Origin of the sequence: Allostigmatella hybrida, assembly GCF_020103775.1 — a bacterium.
GTDB lineage: Bacteria > Myxococcota > Myxococcia > Myxococcales > Myxococcaceae > Hyalangium > Hyalangium aurantiaca.
Genome location: NZ_JAHXBH010000041.1, coordinates 1 through 16568 on the forward strand (window position 1 = coordinate 1; position 16568 = coordinate 16568).

Consider the following 16568-nt stretch of genomic DNA (forward strand, 5'->3'; position numbering starts at 1 on the left):
CTGTCCTCTCAAGCCACCGCTTCCCCTCTCGCTAACCCCTCCTGCTGCCAGCCTCCTCCATCACCTTGAAAGGGGTGCTTCTTACGGCCAAGCCCGGACAAGGGGGCCGAACAAGCCGTCGTCTGTTACTCCGAGGCGAAGCCACCCTCTTTCTCAGAAGTCTACATCTTCATACGTCCCGCTGAGTCATGCCGAGGCTCTCTCCCAGTGAGGGAGCGGTTGAGGGGGGGGACGGGTCCTGTCGGGAAGTACAGGGGGGGGGCCGGGCTTCCAAAGGAGAGGGGCCCCCTCTCTAGCATCGACGCGGTAGGCATCCGTGGCTAGCATGGGGGCCTGGTATGGCGATTCAGGCAGGGGCCCCCGGGGCCGATCCCGATCGGGGGAGGCGCATCGGCAAGTACGAGATCCTCACGCGCTTGTCCGTGGGGGGCATGGCGGAGCTTTTCCTGGCCTTCACCTCGGGCCCGGGCGGCTTCCGCAAGTTCGTCGCGCTCAAGCAGATCCTCCCGGACGTCAAGACCGACGAGTTCGTGAAGATGTTCCTGGACGAGGCCCGCATCACCGCGGCCTTGACGCACGCCAACATCGGCCAGGTGTTCGATCTCGGCGAGGAGGACGGCGAGCTGTACCTCGCCATGGACTTCCTCGCGGGCCAGAACCTCGACCAATTGATGAAGGCCGCGGACAACCGGGGCGAGCCGTTGCCCCCCGGCTTCGCGGCCCGCGTCATCCGCGATGTCTGCCTGGCCCTGCACTACGCGCACCACTTCGTCGACCCCACGGGCCGCTCCGTCTCGGTGGTGCACCGGGACATGTCCCCCCGCAACGTCATGGTCACCTATGACGGCGGGGTGAAGGTCATCGACTTTGGCATCGCCAAGGCCAAGGGACGGCTGGGCCGCACGGCCGTGGGCATGGTGAAGGGGACCGGCGGCTACATGTCCCCGGAGCAGGTCCGGGGGCAGCCACTCGACGGGCGAAGCGATCTGTTCTGCGCGGGGGTGCTGCTCCACGAGATGCTGTGCGGCCAGCGGCTGTTCAACGCCCCGGGCGACGCCGCGATGATGCTGCAAATCGTGGAGGGAGAGCTTCCCAGCCCGCGCCAAGTGAACCCGGAGGTGCCCGAGGCCCTCTCGGCCGTGGTGATGCGCGCCCTGACCCGCGAGAAGCCGAAGCGCTTCGCCACCGGGCGCGAGATGGCCAAGGCCATCGAGGCCGCCATGGGCCCCGAGCTGTTCGACGAGGAGCGCCTGGCCGCGCTGATGCAGGAGCTCTTCTCGGACAAGCGCGACAAGACCCGCGCGCTCCTGGAGTACGCCAGCCGCGACGACGCCCGCATCAAGGAGGCCGCCGGCGCCCTCCAGGACGAGCCGGGCGAGCCGCTCGCCGGTACGAGCGCGAGGACCACGCCCCGGGCCCGCGTCTCCCCATCGCCAGGCCCCGGGCGAGCAGGGGCCACGCCGCGTCCCCGGAAGCCCGTTCAGGAGCCCGTCGATCCGGCCGCCACCACGGTGCCGCCCCGAGGCCCCCGCTCCCGCACCCCGCCCCCACGCCGGGCAGCCGCCGTGCCGAACACGGACGTGGCGCACGAGCCCGTCACCCTGCCGCCGGCCTCGCAGCCCACCCGGGTGCGCCCTCACCGGCCTGCCTCCCGGGGAGGCCAGCCCGCGGTGGCCCCGTCTCCAAAGCCCGAGGCGGCGCCTGCGGTCCCCCAGGCGCGCACGAAGTCGAAGTGGGGCGTCCGGCTCTTCTGGCTCGCCTTCCTGGGAGGCCTGGGCGGACTGCTGGCGCTCGAACCCGTGCGGGCCGCCCTCCGGCCCGGCTACGAGTCCGCGGTGGCCAAGGTGAAGGCCGAGCTGGAGCTGGGGCCGCCGCCTCCTGCGCCCGAGCAGGCCCCCTGGCCTCCTCCGGCCCGTCCGCCACCGCCCAATCCGCTGGCCCCCAAGCCCGAGCCCGAGCCCACTGCCGTGGCCGAGGCCCCCGCCGGCGAGCCGTCCACCCCGGACCCCTCCGAAGAGCCGGTGGCCGCCAGCGACACGTCTTCCACCGCCAAGGCTCCGGCGAAGCCCGGAACCACCAAGGGCAAGCAGAAGACGCCTCCCGCGAAGGCCTCCGCCCCGGCCGCCGCTCCGGAAGGGCCCCCGCGGGAGAAGACCCTGGAGGAGAAGCTGGCGGTTCAGCCGGAGACCACGCGGGACGAGGCCCAGGAGGAGGTCCAGGTGGTGGACACGACCTCCAAGGCGGGGATGCGCAAGGCGGGCATCGGTCTGCTCACCCTGAGCACCATGCCCCCGGCGGCGGTGTTCGATGGCAACACCCCCTTGGGCACCACGCCGCTGCGCAAGGTGCCCCTCCAGGCGGGAACCTACCGGCTGCGAATCGTGGACCCCGATGGCCAGAGCCGGCTCTTCTCGGCCCCGGTGGAGCTGGCCAAGGAGCGCAAGTACGCGATTCGGGTTTCGGACTTGCCCCTGTACCCGGATTGACCTCGTCCTTGACGGTCCTGGACCCCGTCACTAGGGTCCGCCGCGTCTTTAGCCTTCGCTGGCCCCAGGACGCCCCGACCATGTACTTCCAGGACCTGATCCTCACGCTCCAGAACCACTGGGCCCGGCATGGGTGCATCATCGCCCAGCCGTATGATCTCGAAGTCGGCGCCGGCACCATGGCGCCCACCACCTTCCTGCGCGCGCTCGGTCCCGAGCCCTGGAACGTGGCCTACGTGCAGCCCTCGCGCCGCCCGGCTGACGGCCGCTTCGGCGAGAACCCCAACCGCCTGTTCCAGCACCACCAGTTCCAGGTCATCCTCAAGCCCGCGCCCAAGAACGTGCAGGAGCTCTACCTGGAGTCCATCCGCGCGTTCGGCATCGATCCGCACGCCCACGACATCCGCTTCGTGGAGGACGACTGGGAGTCGCCCACCCTGGGCGCCTGGGGGCTGGGCTGGGAGGTGTGGTGTGACGGGATGGAAATCACCCAGTTCACCTACTTCCAGCAGTGCGGCGGTTTCGAGTGCCGCCCCGTGTCGGCCGAGCTGACGTACGGTCTCGAGCGCATCTGCATGTACCTGCAGAACGTGGAGAGCGTGTACGACATCGAGTGGGTCAAGGGCGTGAAGTACCGCGAGGTGTTCCACGCGAACGAAGTGGAGATGAGCAAGTACGCCCTCCACGAGTCGGATCCGCAGATGCTCTTCTCGCTGTTCGACGCCTACGAGAAGGAGTGCAAGCGGCTCATCGAGCGCCAGTTGCCGCTGCCCGCGTATGACTACGCGCTCAAGTGCTCGCACGCGTTCAACCTGCTGGACGCGCGCGGCGCCATCTCGGTGACGGAGCGCGCCAACTTCATCAAGCGCGTGCGCGACAACGCGCGCCTGTGCGCGGAAGGCTACCTCCAGATGCGCGAGCGCCTGGGGTTCCCGCTGACGAAGACGCCGTGGACGGTGGGTGAGCAGCTCCCGGTGCTGGAGGGCAAGCCCGCCAGCGACTACTGGAACCACGTGAAGATCAACAAGCCGGTGGAGAAGGCGGAGAAGACGGAGGTGGCCCGTGGCGCGTGATCTGCTGCTGGAGGTGGGCGCCGAGGAGATCCCCGCGTCCTTCATTGGCCCCGCGTTGGAGGACCTGCAGCGCATCATCACCACGCGCATGGCGGAGGGCCGCCTGAAGCACGGCGAGGTGCGCACGTACGGCACGCCGCGCCGGCTGGCCGTGTGGGTGAAGGACGTGGCCGATGCCGGTGAGGACGTCACCACCGAGAAGCTCGGCCCGAGCGCCAAGGCGGCCTTCGACAAGGAGGGCAAGCCCACGGTGGCGGCGGTGAAGTTCGCCGAGTCCCTCAAGCTGCCGGTGAGCGAGCTGGGCCGCACCCAGACGCCCAAGGGCGAGTACCTGTCCGCCCGGGTGCAGGAGAAGGGCCGCCCGGCGGCGGAGCTGCTGCCGGAGGTGCTGCACGCGGCGGTGCACGGCATCAACTTCCGCAAATCCATGCGCTGGGGCGACGTGGAGCTGGCCTTCGCCCGGCCGGTGCAGTGGCTCGTGGCGCTCCTGGGCGGGGACGTGCTGCCGGTGGTCTTCGGGGATGTGAAGAGCGGCCGGACGACGTACGGCCATCGCTTCCTGTCCCCGGGCGCCATCGAGCTGGCCCAGCCCTCTGGCTACGAGGCGGCGCTGGAGAAGGTGCACGTGGTGGCGGACATCGCCAAGCGGCGCGCCCTGCTGCTGGAGAAGATCCGGGCGGTGGCCCAGCAGTCCGGCGGCCAGCTCCTGGAGGACGAGTCGCTGGTGGACCAGGTGACGAACCTGGTGGAGCTGCCCGCGCCGGTGCTGGGCACCTTCGACGCCCGGCACCTGGACCTGCCCTCCGAGGTGCTGGTGCAGGAGATGAAGAGCCACCAGCGCTACTTCTCGCTCACGGATGCCCAGGGCAAGCTGCTGCCGAAGTTCATCGCCGTGTCCAACACGCCCGTGAAGGACGAGAAGCTCTCGCTGCGCGGCTATGAGCGTGTGCTGCGCTCGCGCCTGGCCGACGGCCGCTTCTTCTTCGACGAGGACCGCAAGACGCCGCTGGAAGGGCGCGTGGAAAAGCTCGGCCGCGTGGTGTGGCAGGGCCAGCTCGGCAGCTACGCGGAGAAGGTCGAGCGCTTCCGGACGCTCGCCGTGTGGCTGGCGGAGCACACGGGCCAGAAGGCCCACACCGCCACCATCCAGCGCGCGGCCACCCTGGCCAAGGCGGACCTCGTCACCGGCATGGTGGGCGAGTTCCCTGAGCTGCAGGGCGTCATGGGCCGCGAGTACGCGCGGGCCGGTGGGGAGCCGGAGGCGGTGGCGCTGGCCATCTTCGAGCACTACCTGCCGCGCAACGCCAACGACGCGATGCCGAGCCAGGACCCGGGCGCGCTCATCGGCCTGGCGGACCGGCTGGACTCGCTGTGCGGCATCTTCGCCATCGGCAAGGCGCCCACGGGGGCGGCGGATCCGTTCGGCCTGCGCCGCGCGTGCCTGGCCGTCATCAACCTCGTGTTCGCCCGCGGGTACCGCTTCTCGCTGTCGGCCGCGGTGGACGAGGCGCTCAAGCTGCTGGCGCCGAAGATCGCCACGGTGAAGCGCAAGGCCGGGGAGCCGGAGCCGCGCGAGCAAATCCTGGAGTTCTTCCGGGGCCGCCTCAAGGCGCTCTGGTCGGAGAGCTACCGGACGGACGTGGTGGAGGCGGTGCTGTCGGTGGGCTTCGACGACCTGGTGGCAGCGCGCAAGCGGCTGGAGGCGCTCAGTAGCATCGTCGGGCGGGCGGACTTCACGCCGCTGGCGGTGGCCTTCAAGCGCGTGGTGAACATCGTCGAGAAGCAGGGCAAGGACGTGAGCCGGGGGCAGACCAACCCAGACAAGCTCCGGGACGAGCCCGAGAAGAACCTCCACAGCGCCTTCACCCAGGCGCGGGGCAAGGTGGCCCAGTACGTCCAGGCGGACGATTTCTCGGGTGCACTCAAGGAAATCACCAGCCTGAAGCCCGCGGTGGACACCTTCTTCGACAAGGTGACGGTGATGGCCGAGGACAAGGAGCTGCGGGAGAACCGCGTCCGGTTCCTCACGGAGATTGGCGCGCTCTTCAACCAGGTGGCGGACTTCTCCAAGATTCAGGCCGAGGCCGCTCAGGGGGGGTAGGGGGCGGACGGTTGGGGAATAGCCAGGCCCCTTTGTAGTTGCTCAGGACGGGGCGGGGTTCCTACACTCCGCCCCCTTCTGATGCGCCCCCTCATCCTCATCTCCGCGCTGCTCTGGGCGGGGTGTTCCGCGAGTTCCGATCCGCGGCCCCCGCCAACCGACCGCTTCGTCTTTCCGAGCGGCATTGCCTATCTTCCCCCGGCACCCGGGAACGAGGCCTCGAAGGGATCGCTCTATGTGGCGAGCTCCAACTTCGATAAGTGCTTCGACACGGGCGCGGTGTTCGCGCTCGACCTGGATGCGCTGGGGCTGCCCGAGGTGGGAGCGCCGGCAAGCCCGGACGGGCCACTCCTCGTGGAGGACCTGAAGACCTCGTCCCAGTCCGTCGTGCAGATCTCCAGCTTCGCCGGGGAGATGGACGTGTGGCGGGGCGAGCAGCCCCGGCTGTTCGTCGTGGCCCGGTCCGAGACCAACGCCTTGCACGCCATCGACATCCAGGGCAACGCGCTGAGCTGCGCCCAGCCTGGCGGGGGCAATTACTGCCTTCCCGGGATTTCGTTGACGGGGCTCATTCCGGGCGGAAAGGCCGACCTGCCCCGGGCGCCGGCCCCCATCGGGGTGAGCGTGGCGGCGTCCCTGGCGGGCAACAAGCCCGAGGTGTGGGTGACGCACGCCGAGGCGGCGGACTCGCCGGCCCGCTCCAGCACCAACTTCCAGACCTACGTGGTGCGCGTGCCCGGGGATGAGCTGAGCCTCACCGCGGAGAGCTTCTTCCCGCTGGGCGCCAACGGGCTGTCGATTGGCGGGGCGCACGCCACGGCCATCGGCAAGCGCTATGTGTTCATCTCGGGCCGCTCGTACGCGGCGGGCCTGGCGGGCACGGTGTCGGCCAGCTTCCTCCTGCGGCTGCTGGACCGGAACAACCCCACGCGCATCCTGGAGACGGGCCTGCGCGACATCTACCAGAGCCTGGAGGCGCGGGACCTGGCGCTCAATGCCGCGGGCACGCGGCTCTACCTCGTGACGCGCTTCCCGGACTCGCTGCTCGTCGTGGACATCGCGAACGGGGAAGGGGACGTGCCGAGGCTGTCGGTGGTGGACTCGGTGCCCCTGCCGGACAGCGCCAGCCAGGTGCAGGTGCTCAGCCGCACGGACGCCAATGGCCAGCCTCTCGGGGACCTCGTGGTGGTGACGTGCAGCGCCTCGAGCAACACCTCCGGCGTGGTGGCCTTCTACGACGCGGACCTGGGCCAGCTGGTCGCCCAGGTGGGTGGGATTGGCCTCCAGCCCTACGGGCTCGCGGTGGACCAACGCCGGCAGGGGCAGACGGACAGTGCCCGCCTTTATGTCACCACCTTCGGGGATGGCCGGGTCGCGGTGCTGGACGTGCCGGACCTCGTCAATCCGCAAGGGGCGCGCCTGGTGGCCTACCTTGGGCGGCCGCAGGGGCGCGATACCAAACAGGGGACCTCCACGTGTCAGCAGCAGTGAGCCGAACCTTGAAGCGCTTCCTCGCCGTGGGCTTCGCGCTGAGCGCGGGGCTGCTCGGCGGGTGCTCCGACTCGCAGACGGTCCTGACGGACGCGGGGCTGGCCGGCACGTACGATCTCACGTTCGTCGGCAACTACGTCTTCGTCACCTCGTCCGACCGCAACGAGCTCCGGGTGCTGGACCTGGGGGCGAGCCCCCGGGACTTCGTCCGGGCGCCCAACCCGCTCGAACCGCTCTCCATCACGGTGCTGCAGCGGCCCCTCAACCTGACCCGGGACGTGGCCTACGGCACCGCGGACGCGGATCTGGGCCAGGAGACGGCCGGTCCCTACGTCTACGCGCGAAGCGCGGGCTCCCAGGAGATCTCCGTCGTGGCCGCGGCTCCGGAGTACTTCAAGGAAGTGAAGCGCCTGAGCGTGACCGGCTTCGTCACGGCCTTCTCGGCGCGGGGGCCACGGGGGGGGAGCAACAGCACCCTCTACTACGCGACGCAGGGCCCCGAGGGCGCCACGATCTACCGGGTGGAGCTGCCCGGGCCCGAGGCCCTCCTGGAGGCGGGTGACGCGCTGCCCGCGCCGGAGAGCCGGCTCTCGTTGCCCGGACAGACGGTGACCGCGCTGCTGACGCTGCCCGCCACGCGGGAGAATCCCGGCCAGGAGCACCTCGCCGTCGCCACGCGCCGCGTGGCCAGTGAGAACCAGGGGGGGCCCTCCTTCCGCACGTTCCGGTGGGATGCGGCCACGGGCCAGACCCTCCAGGAGTACGCGTTCGGGGCGCCCGTGCGCTTGCTGGCCACCCACCCGCGGGTCGAGCGGACGGCCTTCGAGACGCAGACCTGCGCGCTCGACGCCACCGTGCCCGCCAAGCCCTCGCTCGAGGCGGGTGCGTACATCTTCGGCGTGCTCGACGAGAGCGGCTGCGGCCCGCAGGCCTGCTCGGGCGTGCTGGCGGTGGATGCTGTCACGGGACAGATCGCCACGGACTCCACGCAGCTGCCCATGCAGCCCATCTCGGTGGGCACGGCGCTTCCCACGGGGCTGACGCTCGCGCCCTCGGCCGCGCTGCAGATTCGCTGCACCGAGCAGAGCACCGAGGGGCTCGTGCTGCGGAGCGAGTTCCAGGCGCGGCCGCTGGTGGGCGTCGTCCCGGCCTCCAACGGGCAGATCACCTTCTTCGACGCGGTCAAGCTGCGGCCGTTCGATCTTGACTCCACGGGGGTGCGCGTCGGCTCGCGCGCGTATGTGGACGCCGCCAACCAGACCCGGACCGTGACCCGCGGCACCCTGGACCAGGTCATCAACGTCCAGATGCTGGATGGCGCCACCACGGACAGCATCTACCGCCTCGTGTACCAGGGGATCCTGCCGGGCCTCTCCGGCCGCTCGCTGTCGGACACCGCCCTCGTCCAATGCACCGGGACCGGGTGCTCCTTCCAGGTGGGCGCGGCGGCCATCACCCAGCGGACCGTGGAGGCCCAGGACCTCGTCATCCTGGAAGGGGAGGGCGGAGCCTGTGCCACGAACCTGACGGTGACCCGCACCGAGGCGCTCCCGGACGGCACGGGGGTGGCTTTCACGGCCCCGCTGCCCGCCGAGTGCGGAAGCCCGGTGACCTTCTCCTTCCGGGCAGCGGGCACCCGGCCCTTCGCGGTGTACATCGACGGCGAGGGCTACGTGGGGCGCCTGGGGGATGGGGAGGCGGAGCAGCTGACGGTGCCGGGCGGCTATTTCTTCCGGCCCCCGGTGGGGTTCGATCCGAACCGGCCGCCGTTCCGGGCCATCCTCACCCTGTTCATCAACCGCGAGTCCCTCGAGCCGCTCCCCCAGCGGGGAGATCAGTTCGTCGTCAGCACGGTGTCGGGCTATCGCCCCTTCGTCTTCGCGGTCGATACCTCGTCGGGGACCGGCCTGGCATCCTACCGCCTCCCGGGCCCCGTGGTTTACACCCAGGTCGCGGGGGCTTCTTATGCCTACATCGCCTATCCCTCGGCCGATGGCGTCCTTCAGTTCAACATGACGTCCGTCATCGACAACGCGGCCAACGCCACGGGCCTGGTCCCGTATGAGTAATTGGGCGAGACCGGAGGCGTCTGCTATCGTCTCCTACCTCTAGGCTTCTTTCCCGAGTCGCTACCGATGATCGATCAAAACTCCCGCCCCGCCCGCAAGGTCGGCATCGCCGACCACCTGTGGGAGACATTTGAAGAGATGGCCCAGCAGATGGGCTCGGACCGCGATGCGCTGATCAACCAGGCGTTGTTCATGTTCGCGCGGCTCAATGGCTTCATCGAGGTGGGAAGGGCAGGCCGCGCGGAGACGCCGGCGCCCCTGAACGTGGTGTCCGCCCCGCCCGCGCCGATGTCCTCCCGTCCCTCCGGGGCCTCCGCCGCGGTAGGCAAGGCGGGTGGCCCGCCCGTGTTGGCGCCGGCCCCCATGGCCGCCAAGCCTCCTCCGCCTCGCGAGGAGCCGCAGCGGCCCTCGGGCTCCCGCCCCGTGGATGACCGCCCCTTGGCCAACGCCCTGGACAATGATCCGGTGCGCCGCGAGGTGGCCGAGCGCGTCCTGGAGACGGCCGCCGAGCTCGAGCGCCTCATCAAGGGCAAGAACGAGCCGCCCCAGCCGGTGGACGACGACCTCGTGGACGACGAGGAGGAGCCGCCCGAGCCTCCCGAGGACTCGGGGCTGGAGAACATGGGCGACGACGAGGAGCCGCCGCCCGACGAGGAGCCCCTGGACGAGGAGCCGTCCGACGAGGAGGGCTCGGCGCTCTACCTCATCACCGAGTCGGGGGATCAGCAGAAGATCGGCAATGACCGGTTCGTCATCGGCCGGGGCAAGCACTGCGATCTCGTCATCAACTCCGGCAAGGTCTCCCGCGAGCACGCGGTGATCCTCCGCGAGGGGCCCAACTTCATCATCGAGGACCTGGGCTCCTCCAACGGCACCTGGTTCAACAAGCAGCGGATCAAGAAGCGGACCATCGAGCACGGGGACGAGTTCTTCATCTGCAGCGAGAAGATCCGCTTCGCCTACCGCTGAAAGGGCGAGTGCTTCCGGGGCTTTCGGATGTTCGCCAATTGACTGCGCGCAGGGCTCCCTGATTTATTCCGGGCGCCTGGACGACGGATGGCCAGGCGCCGATGACGCCTGCTCAGACCGCACTGTGGACAGTCCTGGGAGCCGCCCTGGTGATATCGGTTGTCACGGATGTCCTGCATTACCGCATCCTCGACATCGTCACCTATCCCCTGATGGCGCTCGCGCTGGGCGTGCGCCTGGCGTTCGAGGGCGTGGGCGATCTGGAGACGGGGTTGGTGAGCGGGCTGGTGTCGGCGGGAGGGCTGGCGGCGCTGCTGGTACCGGGGGCCCTGCGGGGCCGGATGGGCTGGGGCGACGTCAAGCTGATGGGCGGGGTGGGGGCGGTGCTGGGGTTTCCCGCGGTGATGGCCGCAGCGGCCTTCATCTCGCTGGTGGGCGCCTTCCAGGCCGTGGTGACGCTCATCTGGAAGGGCGAAGTCTGGGACACGCTGGCCTCCGCGGGCCGCAGGTGGGCCGTCCGGGCCCGGCTTCTGCGGACGGAGAAAGCCCTCGCGCCCCAGCGGCATATCCCCTATGGGGTGGCTATCGCCCTGGGAACGTTCTGGGCCATGTGGTGGCAGCACTCAAACGCGGGTTAGCTCGGATTCGACGCGCAGAGGGGACTTGTACGATGTTCACACGCTTCACGCACCACACCGGCATGTTCGGGGCTTTGCTGCTCCTGGTTCTGGGCGGCACCGCGCTCGCACAGGAACGGGACGGCAGCACCATCGCCCTGGGCGTCGGGACCCAGCGAGTGATTTCCGTCCCTGGCCTCTCCCGGATCGCCCTCGGCGACCCGAACGTCGCCGAGGTGAAGACGATCAGCAACAACCAGATCCTCATCATCGGCCAGGCCGAGGGCAAGACGACGCTGATCATCTGGAAGGGCTCGGGCCAGCGCGTCACCTACCTCATCGCGGTGCGCCGGCAGGACCCCAACGAGATCATCTCCGAGATCAAGAAGCTGCTCGGTGAAATCGAAGGCGTCTCGGTGCGCATGGTGGGTGACCGCATCTACCTGGACGGCCAGGCGTACACCACGCAGGACGCGGACCGCATCGAGCAGGTGGTCTCGCTGTACCCGAACGTGAAGAGCTTCGTGAAGATCGCCCCCAACGCCAAGAAGCTGGTGGCGCAGAACCTCAACGCGGCCTACCAGAAGGCGGGCCTGCGCAACGTGCAGGCCAACGTGGTGGGCGCCACCATCTTCCTGGAAGGCTCGGTGGAGAGCCAGCAGGACCTGCAGAAGGCGGAGCTCATCACCAAGGCCATCGGCGAGAAGGTGGAGAACCTGCTGGTGGTGGGCATCAAGCGGATGATCCTCTCCGAGGTGCAGTTCGTGGAGATCCGCCGCAACAGCCGCGACCGGTACGGCATCCGCTACCCCACGGACATCGCCGGCACGGCCACCGCCACCGCCGCCATCACCAAGGAGCTGTTCCCGGGCAACCTGAGCACCGGCATCGCCGGCCTGGGCTTCAACGCGGGCTCGGAGTTCTCGATCGGCTTCCAGGCGAACGATGGCTACGGCCGCCTGCTCGCCCAGCCCAAGCTGGTGTGCGCCAGCGGGGAGAAGGCGGAGTTCCTGGCCGGTGGCCAGGTGCCCATCCCGCTCATCACCAACAACCAGTTCACGGTGGAGTACAAGAGCTACGGCGTCATCCTCAACCTGCGCCCCACCGCGGACCGCAACGGTAACATCCAGACGGAGATCGAGGCCGAGGCCTCGGAGATCGACACCTCGGTGGCGGTGTCTATCGGCGGCTCTGCGGCCGTGCCGGGCTTCCGCACCCGCAAGGTGAAGACGAACGTCACCGTGCGCCACGGGGAGACCATCGTGCTGTCGGGCGTGTTCAGCCACGACGAGCAGAAGGCCGTCTCCAAGCTGCCGGGCCTGGGCCATATCCCCATCATCGGCGAGCTGTTCAAGAACCGGGCGTTCGACTCGACCAAGCGCGAGCTGGTCATCTTCGTCACCCCGCGCATCGTCAACCCGGACTCCGACAAGATCCGGACGATCATCGAGGACGTGAAGAGCCGCTACAAGCAGGCCCGCAGCGAGGTCAACTTCAACATCTTCGACTGACGCACGGCCGCTTGCTCCCTGCGGGAGGAGCCAGCGAAATTCGAGGCGCCCCCTTTGTCACACGGGGGGCGCTTGCTACCATCCGCGCCCATGTTTCTCATCACGCTCGCCGAGAAGGGTGGAGGCTCAGAGCAGATCGAATTCGAGAAGAATGAGATCTCCATCGGCCGACTGGGCGACAACGACATCGTCCTCGCCAAGGGGAACGTCTCCAAGTACCACTCCCGGATCGTCGCCAAGGACGGGAAGTTCATCGTCGTGGACATGAAGTCCACGAACGGCACCTTCGTGAACGGCAAGAAGATCGCCGCACCGATGGTGCTCAAGCCGACCGACAAGGTCTACATCGGCGACTACATCCTCAACGTCGAGCCCCTGCCGGACGGCGAGGCACGCGGGGCGGACGGCGCTCAGGGTGAGGAGTACCCGCCCGAGGAAGAGCCCTATGACGAGGGCTATGACGATGGCCAGGCCGAGGAGCCGTACGAGGAGGAGGAGCCGTACGAGGAGCCTCCCCCGGCGCGCGCCGCCCCGGAGCCCGCCGCCAAGTCGAGCATGCCTGCCTCGCTGGCGGCGGCCATGGCGCGCAACAAGCGCAAGGTGGACCCGCGCATCGAGCGCTACACGCGCCTGCAGAAGGAGATCCACGACCGGCTGATCGAGTACCTGGATCTGCGGCGCATGGACATGGACCGGCTCGGCGACGAGGAGCTGTGGCGCCGCACCGAGAAGGCCATCCGCGACATCATCGATCAGATGGAGGCGGACCAGGAGCTCCCGGGGGATGTGGACCGGGAGGAGCTGCTCACCGACGTCATCAACGAGGCGCTGGGGCTGGGGCCCCTGGAGGCGTTCCTCGCGTCGGATGAGATCAGCGAGATCATGGTGAACCACGCCAACCAGATCTACATCGAGCGCAAGGGCAAGCTCATCCTGTCGGAGAAGACGTTCTCCTCCAACCAGGCGGTGCTCGGCGTCATCGAGCGCATTGTGGCGCCCATCGGCCGGCGCATCGACGAGTCCAGCCCGCTGGTGGATGCCCGCCTCAAGGACGGCAGCCGCGTGAACGCCATCATCCCGCCGCTGGCGCTCAAGGGCCCCTGCATCACCATCCGCAAGTTCAAGAAGGACTCGCTGAAGATCCAGGATCTCATCAAGTACAAGACCGTCACCGCGCAGATGGCCGAGTTCCTGGAGATGTGCGTCAAGGCGCGCAAGAACATCGTCATCTCCGGCGGCACGGGCTCGGGCAAGACGACGACGCTGAACATCATCAGCTCCTTCATCCCCGACGACGAGCGCATCGTCACCGTGGAGGACGCGGCGGAGCTTCAGCTGCCGCAGGATCACTGGGTGCAGCTGGAGAGCCGCCCGCCCAACCTGGAGGGCAAGGGCGCCATCACCATCCGCGACCTGGTGAAGAACTGCCTGCGCATGCGGCCCGACCGCATCGTCGTGGGCGAGTGCCGCTCCGGCGAGACGCTGGACATGCTCCAGGCGATGAACACGGGCCACGACGGCTCGCTCACCACGCTCCACGCCAACACCCCGCGCGATGCCATCGCGCGGCTGGAGACCATGGTGCTCATGTCCGGCATGGAGCTGCCGGTGAAGGCCATCCGCGAACAGATCGCCAGCGCCGTGCACATCATCGTCCAGCAGACGCGCTTCTCGGACGGCACGCGGAAGATCTGCTTCATCACCGAGGTGGCGGGCATGGAGGTCGACATCGTCACCCTCCAGGACATCTTCTATTACAAGCAGGATGGCTTCACGGAGGACCAGAAGGTGCGCGGCCGCTTCGTGGCCTCCGGGTTCGTGCCGAAGTTCTATGACGATCTTCAGCGCAAGGGCATCCCCGTGAACATGAGCATCTTCCGCGAGGAGTAGCGCGCGTGCCCACCCTGATCGTCCGTCATCCCGATGGCACTGAAACCGAGCACGAGTTCTCGGGCGAGCTGAAGATTGGCCGCCACGACAGCAATGATCTGCCCCTCACCGAGGGTGGGGTGTCGCGCCAGCACGCCCGCGTCTTCGCCGAGGAAGGGGCGATCCTCATCGAGGATCTCAACAGCTCCAACGGCACCTACGTGGACGCGGGGCGGGTCTCCGAGCCCACGCCGCTGACGCCCCAGTCCCAGATTGTCATTGGCGACTACGAGCTGCGGCTCAAGGCCAGTACCCGGCCGAGCAGCGCGGGGCGCAAGGCGCAGGTGACGCGCGCGGCCCCCGCCCTGGGCGCCGACAAGCCGCAGGTGACGCGGGCCGCTCCCGCGCTGGGCGCCGAGGAGGGCTCGCCGCGTGCGACCCGGGCCCTGCCCCGCGTGAAGCCCTCGCGCCCCGCGGGCGAGGAAGCGCCCAAGCGGCCCGCCCGGTCCGCTCCCGGCGCGGCGGACCCCGCGAGCGAGGCCTCCGTGCTCCGGGGCCTGACGGGCCCCTGGGCGAACAAGACCTTTGCCCTCAAGGGCAAGCTGCTCGTGGGCCGTGCGCCCCCCGCGGCCGTGCTGCTCGAGGACGATTCGATCAGCCGCAAGCACGCCGAGGTGGAGCGCACGCCCCAGGGCAAGGTGGTGCTGCGAGACCTGGGCAGCGCCAACGGGACGCTCCTCAACGGGGAGGTCATCGGGACGGAGCCCGTGGAGATCGCCCCCGGCGATGTCCTGCAGTTCGGCATGGTGGAGGTGGTGTACGAGGCGGGCGAGTCGAACAACCTGCCCGTGCGCCGGGACCGCGGCGCGGTGCCTGCCCGGCGTGACCGGGGAGGCGGCAGCCCGGCCGGGGACAAGCCGGTGGCGGAGGCGGGGGGCATCCCGCCCCAGCGCAAGCGGTTGCTCGCCGTGGCGGGCGGGCTCATCGGCATGTTGCTGGTGGTGGGCATCGTCTCCAAGCTGACGGGCCCCGCGCCCGTCCCCGAGGTGGCAGGCCCCGTGGCAGCCAAGAAGGATCCCGCCCGGGAGCTTCAGAAGCTGCTGAGTGAGTGCCGCTCCTTCTCGTCCATGGAGATGGGCAATGAGCCCCAGTGGGAGAAGGCCGATGAGGCGTGCGAGAAGGCGCTCAACATCGACCCCATCAACACCGAGGCCAACAACCTGATCCGGAAGATCAAGGTGGAGAAGGAGGCTTCAGCCTATTACGCCCAGGGCCAGAAGGCCCTGTCGCGCCTCAAGGAAGAGGAGGCGCTCGACACCTTCCAGAAGATCCCCAAGGAGAGCCAGTACTTCCGCCTGGCCAAGGTGAAGGCCCGCGAGGCGCTGGAGGGGGTGAAGGCCCGGTCTCTCGACGACTGCAAGCGGTACTTGAGGGACTCGGAGTGGAAGGCGGCTGTGCCCCGGTGTGACCGGTACATGGGCATCTGGTGCCAGGACATCTCGCGCGAGGAACTCGAGCCACCCCTGGGCTTCACGCTCTCCCTGGAGGGGCGGGTGGGCAAGCGGCAGTGGCGGCCGAAGGACAAGCTCTACGTCCAGTTCCTCAGCGCGCGGCGGAAGGTGGATCCGAACGCGCCTCCTTGGACGTGCCCCGTGTCGGAGGTCATCAGCGGCCCTGGCGACACGGCGAACCCCGCGAACAAGGTGAAGGAGAAGTTCAAGGAGCTCTACACCAACAAGCTCATGTACGCGGCCATGCTGGACTACTGGTCCGGGCGCACCACCGAGGCGGTCGCCACGCTCCAGAAGCTGCGCAGCGACTACGAGCAGGCGTCGCTGCACGGCAAGGCGGACGAGCTCATCACCGCCGTGTCGACGGTGGATCAGCTCTACAAGACCGGTGGAACCCTGCTGCAGCGGGACGAGGTGGAGAAGGCCGCCGAGCCCTTCGACGAGGCCCTGGAGCTGGACAAGCGGCTCATGGGGGACTTGTACGAAGAGGCCCGGTCCTTCTACCGGCACAACATCCAGCAGGACATTGCGGATCGGGCCTATTCCAGCGGCAAGGTGTGGACGCAGCGCGAGGACCAGCGCCGCGGCTGCCGCCTCTGGAAGCTGGGCTTCAAGTTCTACAAGGGCAATACGGACCTGAACAAAGCGGTTGGGTTCTGCTCCACGCAAGGGCTGGCGACCTTCAAGGCCGCCGGAACCTGCGCCGACCTGCAGGCGGCCGCGGACTACGCCGTCAGCGGCGATGGGCTCGAGGAGAAGATCGCCGCCCGCCGGGAAGAGATGAAGTGCCGTTAGGGCCCCGGAGCCTCCGGGCCCCGGGGGCTTCGCCGTTCGTTGCGCGGCCAACCCTTGGGCCCTGTAGGGCGAGCGC

Annotated in this window: 10 protein-coding genes; all 10 read left to right on the forward strand. The window is 68.9% G+C overall.

Annotation, left to right across the window (positions count from 1 at the left end):
• Positions 1–338: 338 nt before the first annotated feature.
• The 10 genes from KY661_RS34390 to KY661_RS34435 all read left to right on the forward strand — a co-directional run bounded on the left by KY661_RS34390 (position 339) and on the right by KY661_RS34435 (position 16492).
• A complete protein-coding gene (locus KY661_RS34390; protein WP_225414213.1) occupies positions 339–2486 on the forward strand; it encodes a serine/threonine-protein kinase in 2148 nt (715 codons plus the stop codon).
• An 80-nt stretch (positions 2487–2566) separates the two neighbouring features.
• Entirely contained in the window at positions 2567–3559 is a 993-nt protein-coding gene (gene glyQ / locus KY661_RS34395) for a glycine--tRNA ligase subunit alpha (RefSeq protein ID WP_225414214.1), read from the forward strand.
• Positions 3549–5660, forward strand: coding sequence for a glycine--tRNA ligase subunit beta (glyS, locus tag KY661_RS34400; RefSeq protein ID WP_225414215.1), 2112 nt, complete (start codon positions 3549–3551; stop codon positions 5658–5660). Before glyQ ends, glyS begins: the two co-directional genes overlap by 11 nt.
• 237 nt (positions 5661–5897) lie before the next feature.
• A complete protein-coding gene (locus KY661_RS34405) occupies positions 5898–7151 on the forward strand; it encodes a YncE family protein (RefSeq protein WP_225414216.1) in 1254 nt (417 codons plus the stop codon).
• Positions 7148–9220, forward strand: a complete 2073-nt coding sequence (locus tag KY661_RS34410; protein WP_225414217.1) for a hypothetical protein — start codon at positions 7148–7150, stop codon at positions 9218–9220. Before KY661_RS34405 ends, KY661_RS34410 begins: the two co-directional genes overlap by 4 nt.
• Positions 9221–9286: 66 nt before the next feature.
• Positions 9287–10189, forward strand: coding sequence for an FHA domain-containing protein (locus KY661_RS34415; RefSeq protein WP_225414218.1), 903 nt, complete (start codon positions 9287–9289; stop codon positions 10187–10189).
• Positions 10190–10290: 101 nt separating this feature from the next.
• Positions 10291–10827 carry an A24 family peptidase gene (locus tag KY661_RS34420; protein WP_075010942.1) on the forward strand — a complete coding sequence of 179 codons (537 nt, stop codon included), beginning with the start codon at positions 10291–10293 and terminating at the stop codon, positions 10825–10827.
• 32 nt (positions 10828–10859) lie between these two features.
• Positions 10860–12317 carry a type II and III secretion system protein family protein gene (locus KY661_RS34425; protein WP_075010941.1) on the forward strand — a complete coding sequence of 486 codons (1458 nt, stop codon included), beginning with the start codon at positions 10860–10862 and terminating at the stop codon, positions 12315–12317.
• A 90-nt stretch (positions 12318–12407) separates the two neighbouring features.
• Positions 12408–14207, forward strand: a complete 1800-nt coding sequence (locus KY661_RS34430; RefSeq protein ID WP_225414219.1) for an ATPase, T2SS/T4P/T4SS family — start codon at positions 12408–12410, stop codon at positions 14205–14207.
• 5 nt (positions 14208–14212) lie between these two features.
• Positions 14213–16492, forward strand: a complete 2280-nt coding sequence (locus KY661_RS34435) for an FHA domain-containing protein (protein WP_225414220.1) — start codon at positions 14213–14215, stop codon at positions 16490–16492.
• Positions 16493–16568 lie beyond the last annotated feature (76 nt).

What these genes read in the sequence shown, in the direction of transcription:
- KY661_RS34430 (WP_225414219.1), top strand. Translation starts at nt 12,408, where the DNA reads ATGTTTCTCATCACGCTCGCCGAGAAGGGTGGAGGCTCAGAGCAGATC.
- KY661_RS34390 (WP_225414213.1), top strand. Translation starts at nt 339, where the DNA reads ATGGCGATTCAGGCAGGGGCCCCCGGGGCCGATCCCGATCGGGGGAGG.
- glyQ (WP_225414214.1), top strand. Translation starts at nt 2,567, where the DNA reads ATGTACTTCCAGGACCTGATCCTCACGCTCCAGAACCACTGGGCCCGG.
- KY661_RS34420 (WP_075010942.1), top strand. Translation starts at nt 10,291, where the DNA reads ATGACGCCTGCTCAGACCGCACTGTGGACAGTCCTGGGAGCCGCCCTG.
- KY661_RS34425 (WP_075010941.1), top strand. Translation starts at nt 10,860, where the DNA reads ATGTTCACACGCTTCACGCACCACACCGGCATGTTCGGGGCTTTGCTG.
- KY661_RS34415 (WP_225414218.1), top strand. Translation starts at nt 9,287, where the DNA reads ATGATCGATCAAAACTCCCGCCCCGCCCGCAAGGTCGGCATCGCCGAC.